This is a genomic window from uncultured Nostoc sp. (genome assembly GCF_964245445.1).
GTDB lineage: Bacteria > Cyanobacteriota > Cyanobacteriia > Cyanobacteriales > Nostocaceae > Nostoc.
In genome coordinates this window covers 1-5,160 of sequence record NZ_CAXTNE010000054.1, presented here as the reverse complement: position 1 = coordinate 5,160, position 5,160 = coordinate 1, and the positions used below count along the sequence as shown (strand labels likewise).

3 protein-coding genes and 1 pseudogene are annotated in these 5,160 nt (G+C 43.3%); all 4 read left to right on the top strand.

Annotation, left to right across the window (positions count from 1 at the left end; all coding sequences use genetic code 11):
• Positions 1-1,029, top strand: a pseudogene (locus ACFE90_RS12105) (filamentous hemagglutinin); the annotation flags it as partial.
• A 55-nt stretch (positions 1,030-1,084) separates the two neighbouring features.
• Positions 1,085-3,673, top strand: coding sequence for a CHAT domain-containing protein (locus ACFE90_RS12100; protein ID WP_375500758.1), 2,589 nt, complete (start codon positions 1,085-1,087; stop codon positions 3,671-3,673).
• A 38-nt stretch (positions 3,674-3,711) separates the two neighbouring features.
• Positions 3,712-4,083 carry a hypothetical protein gene (locus ACFE90_RS12095; RefSeq protein WP_375500756.1) on the top strand — a complete coding sequence of 124 codons (372 nt, stop codon included), beginning with the start codon at positions 3,712-3,714 and terminating at the stop codon, positions 4,081-4,083.
• Between the two features lie 78 nt (positions 4,084-4,161).
• Positions 4,162-5,160, top strand: a 999-nt coding sequence (locus ACFE90_RS12090) for a filamentous hemagglutinin N-terminal domain-containing protein (protein ID WP_375500754.1), incomplete at its 3' end; no start/stop codon positions are given.

Genomic DNA, 5,160 nt, shown 5'->3' with positions numbered 1-5,160 from the left:
CTTAATGGAGGACAGGTTGATGCTAGTACCCTTGGTGCAGGCGAGGGAGGAAGTTTAAATATCAATGCTTCTAAAACAATACAAGTGATTGGTACCTCAGTTGATGGTCAGTCTGCTAGCGTCTTGTCTGCTCAAACTCAAGGGACGGGAAAGGCAGGAGATATGAGAATCAATACACAGCAATTACTGATATCTGACGGTGCAGAAGTTACAGTCAGCAGTCTAGCAACAGGAGTAGCAGGCAACCTCGAAATCACTGCTAAATCTGTGGAACTCAACAATGGAGCGATTAGCGCACAAACTTTCTCTGGTAATGGTGGCAATCTAACGCTGAGTGTTGCAGACTTACTGCTGATGCGTCAAAACAGTGAAATTTCTACTACTGCGGGTACTCGACAGCAGGGCGGAGATGGCGGAAATATCAAAGTTAATATCCCCAACGGCTTCATTGTTGCCGTTCCTGGTGAAGATAGCGACATTAGCGCCAATGCCTTCACAGGTAGAGGTGGCAGGGTTGATATTACAGCTAAGGGTATTTTTGGTATCCAGCCCCGCTCTAATCCAACTTCTTTGAGTGACATCACTGCCAGCTCTCAGTTTGGTGTAAACGGCACTGTAGAAATTAACACACCTGATGTAGACCCCAACAGTGGCTTAGTCAACTTGCCAACCGTACCAGTTGATACCCGAGTAGCACAGGGCTGTACCGCAGGTAGCGCTGTAGTTAAGAGCAGTTTTACAATTACTGGACGCGGCGGCTTACCACCTAATCCGGGTGAAGCCCTCAGCACTGATGCAGTGCAGGTAGATTTGGTGACTCTCAACCCAAAAGTAGGTAAACTCTCTACTCCAGCAGTTTCCACAAATCCTATTAATCCAACACCAGATCGCATAGTAGAAGCTACTGGTTGGGTAATTGCTGCTAATGGCGATGTAATTCTCACTAGCTCTGCACCCACCGTCACGCCTCATTCTTCCTGGCAGAGGACAGCCGATTGTCGTGTATTTAATCAACACCAGGGAGGTTGAGTAACTTAACACTGTCTATTTTTAGTAGAAACGCGGTGCAAGTGGGGACAAAAACATGGCAATAAAAAAATTTAGATTACGGAAAATCAAACGCTTTTTAAGTGTACTGCTGCTTTTGGCTATGTTCTTAGGCGCGGGATTGTTGCCCCCTACCTTCGCACATGTAACTGCGGAAAACTCCATTGTTCAAAAGTTGTCCTATGCCCAAAGTTTGCTGGAACAGGGCAGTAAATCTTATGAAGCTGAACGGTTTGCTGAAGCTGCTACTTCTTGGCAACAGTCTATCTCTGCATTCAAAGCTAATGAAGATGAACTGAGGCAAGCGATCGCACTGGGTAATCTCTCATTAGCTTATCAGCAATTAGGACAATGGTCAGAGGCAGAAACTGCGATCGCTCAAAGTCTCAACTTATTACGAGTTGCTAAAAATATAGATACCAAAGACTCCTCGCAAATTCTAGCCCAAGTCCTAGATATCAAAGGTCGCCTGCAATTGGCTCAAAGCAAAGCTGAAGATGCCCTGGATACTTGGCGAGTATCACTTGACATTTATGCCAAAATCGGCAATAAAAGGGCGGTTCTTCAAAATCGGATTAACCAAGCGCAAGCTTTGCAAGCTTTAGGATTTTATCGGCAAGCCGAGAAGACATTAAGAGAAAGTACCCAGATTCTTCAAAGTCAACCCAACTCACCTGTTAAAGTCGCAGCTTTGCATAGTCTCGGCAATGTCGTGCAAGTCACTGGTGATTTAGAAACATCTCGGCAGATATTGCAGCAAAGTCTAGAATTAGCTTCATCATTGCCAGATCAGGAAGCGATCGCTGATATTCTCCTCAGTCTAGGTAATACAGCTCGTGTTCAGCAGGACACGCAAACAGCGATAAAATATTATCAACAGACTATCAAAACTGCAACCTCACCCACTACACGCATCCAAGCTCAAGCCAATCAACTAAGACTACTGCTGAAAACTGATCAATTGTCAGCTTTCCAAACATTGTCCTCCCAAATTAAAACTCAGCTTAACGACTTACCCCTTAGTCGGACAGCAATTTCTGTCCGCATTAACTTTGCCCAAAGTCTAATGCAATTCCGAAAAAAAACTGCCGCAGACACTCCCTCATGGTTGGACATTGCCCAATTACTGCCAACTGCTATTGAGCAAGCAAAAAGTTTGCAAGATAGACGCACAGAATCCTATGCTGTTGGTGTTTTAGGGCAAGTGTATGAACAAACTCAACAGTGGACTGATGCCCAAAACCTCACCCAACAAGCCTTGCTCATCGCTCAAGATATCGATGCTAAAGACATTGGCTATCAATGGCAATGGCAACTGGGACGTTTGCTTAAAGCTAAGGGAGATATAAAAGGAGCAGTAGCAGCTTACACAGAAGCAGTTAATAATCTCCAAGCGCTCCGCAGTGATTTAGTTGCTGTCAATTCTGCGGTGAAATTTTCCTTTCGAGAAGAAGTTGAACCAGTTTATCGACAGTTAGTGGATTTACTTTTGCAATCTCAGGATAACTCTCAACTTAGCTCAGAAAATCTTGCAAAAGCCAGCAATACAATCGAATTACTCCAAATAGCAGAACTAGAAAACTTCTTTCGCAACAACTGTTTGAATGCTCAAATCCGTAATCCTAAAAAAGATCCAACGGCAGCAATTATTTATCCATTTATTTTACCAGACCGATTAGAGGTGATTGTTGAGTTGCCTCAACAGCGTTGGTTGCACTACACTACCCCTGTAGTTAAAAAGGAAGTGGAAACTACTTTAGCGCAACTACAGGAAAATCTACCCAAACCACACACGCTCCGACAAGTTCAATCTTTATCCCAGAAGGTTTACAAATGGTTGATTCAACCTGCTGAAGCTGCCTTAGCTGAAAGTAAAATTCCTACTTTGGTGTTTGTGCTGGATGGCTGGTTGCGAAATATTCCGATGGCATCTCTCTACGATGGCAAACAATATCTAGTTGAGAAGTATAACATTGCACTCACCCCCAGTCTGCAACTGATTGAACCCAAACCATTAGAGAAGAAATTAAAGGCAATAGTCGCAGGATTGAGTGAAGCAAGTTCGGGATTTTCTGCACTACCCAACGTCAAACTCGAATTAGAAGAAATTCGCTCTCAAGTCCCTAGTAGCATCCTTCTAAATCAAGAATTTACCAGCAAAACTTTGCAAAACCGGATTAATTCTCTACCTTTCCCTATTGTTCATCTTGCAACTCATGGTCAGTTTAGCTCTAAGGCTGAAGAGACATTTATTGTCGCTTGGAATGAGCGTATTTATGTGAAAAAGTTAAATGAGTTAGTGCGAACACTAGAGCAAAATAGACCCGAAGCGATTGAATTGCTTATTCTTAGTGCCTGTCAAACAGCTGCTGGGGACGAACAAGCTGCACTAGGAATTGCTGGTGTTGCTTTTCAGGCAGGAGCACGCAGTACGATCGCTTCTTTGTGGAACTTGGATGATGAGTCTACTGCTGTGTTGATGAGTCAATTTTACCAAGAGTTAGGCAACAAAAACCTGACTAAAGCTGAAGTACTCCGTCGCGCCCAGCTAGCTCTTTTGCAAAATCCCAAATACAAACGTCCCAGGTTTTGGGCCCCCTATGTTCTTTTGGGTAATTGGCTTTGAGCCATCACCACTTCAATTGGTGGGATTCAGGCTAGGAGTTGGAGTTAACTTTTTGTCCATTTACTTACGCAGATGCGATCGCATCAACCAACAATGCCATTGTTTCGACTGACAATGCCATTGCATCGGCTGACAATGCGATTGTTTCGACTGACAATGCCATTGTATCGACTTGCAATGCCATTGTATCGACTTGCAATGCCATTGTATCGACTTGCAATGCCATTGTATCGACTGACAATGCCATTGTATCGACTGACAATGCCATTGTATCGACTAACAATGCGATTGTTTCGGCAGACAATGCCATTGCATCGACTGATGAATTATGGTCTATAAATTTATGTAAAGAAATTAGCCAGTTTTGCGTAAAACTAAGGCAATCGCAACTGAGAATTATCCAGACGTGACTGCAATCACTGTAAACCCACATTAGTGGTGTGACATAACCAAAAGTTTAGCAACTGCTGTTTGCTTAGAGAGGTGCAATGTCCAAGACAAGTATTCGTTGGGGCTGGTTTATCGGAATTGCAATATGTGGTTCAAGCATTTGGAGTACAAATTGCGCTTTTGCCCAAATTATCCCCGATGGCACTTTGCCTAATAACTCTAGTGTCAAATTAGAAGGGAACAACAGCATCATTGATGGAGGAACCCAGGCAGGTGGCAACTTGTTCCACAGCTTTCGGGAGTTTTCTGTTCCTCCTAACGGCGCTGCTTTGTTTAATAATGCTCCGAATATTCAGAATATTATCAGTCGGGTAACGGGTGGGTCAGTCTCTAAGATTGATGGGATAATTGGCGCTAATGGCACAGCCAATCTGTTTTTGATTAATCCTAACGGAATTATTTTTGGTCGAGGTGCGAGGCTGGATATTGGTGGTTCTTTTGTAGGGACGACAGCTAATGCGATCGCATTTGGTAATCAAGGTTTTTTTAGTGCTACAAATCCAGAAAGTTCTTCATCCCTGCTGACGGTCAATCCTTCCGCTTTACTATTTAATCAAATCAAAACCACATCTATCGAAAATAACTCAGTTAATTTGGGCGTACCAAATGGCAATAGTTTGCTGTTGGTAGGCGGTGATATCAAAATGGATGGTGGAAGATTGTTTGCTTATGGTGGGCGAGTTGAGTTAGGTGGGTTAGCAGGTGCAGGAACAGTTGGGTTGAATGGGGATGGTAATAATCTGAGCTTGAGTTTTCCCAATAATGTAGAAAGAAGTAATGTTTTTCTGAGCAATGGCGCGAGAGTAAGAGTTACTGCTGGTGATGGTGGTAGTATCGCGGTTAATGCTCGGAATTTAGAGATGACAGGAAAGAGTAGACTGTTAGCAGGAATAAATAGTGGACTGGGTTCTGATAATAGTAAGGCGGGAAATATTGAAGTTAATGCAACTGGAGCAATTAGTCTTGATAATGGGAGTCAAATTGCTAATCAGGTGCAACCAAAAGCAAACGGGCAAGGTGGCGATGTCAATATCAAT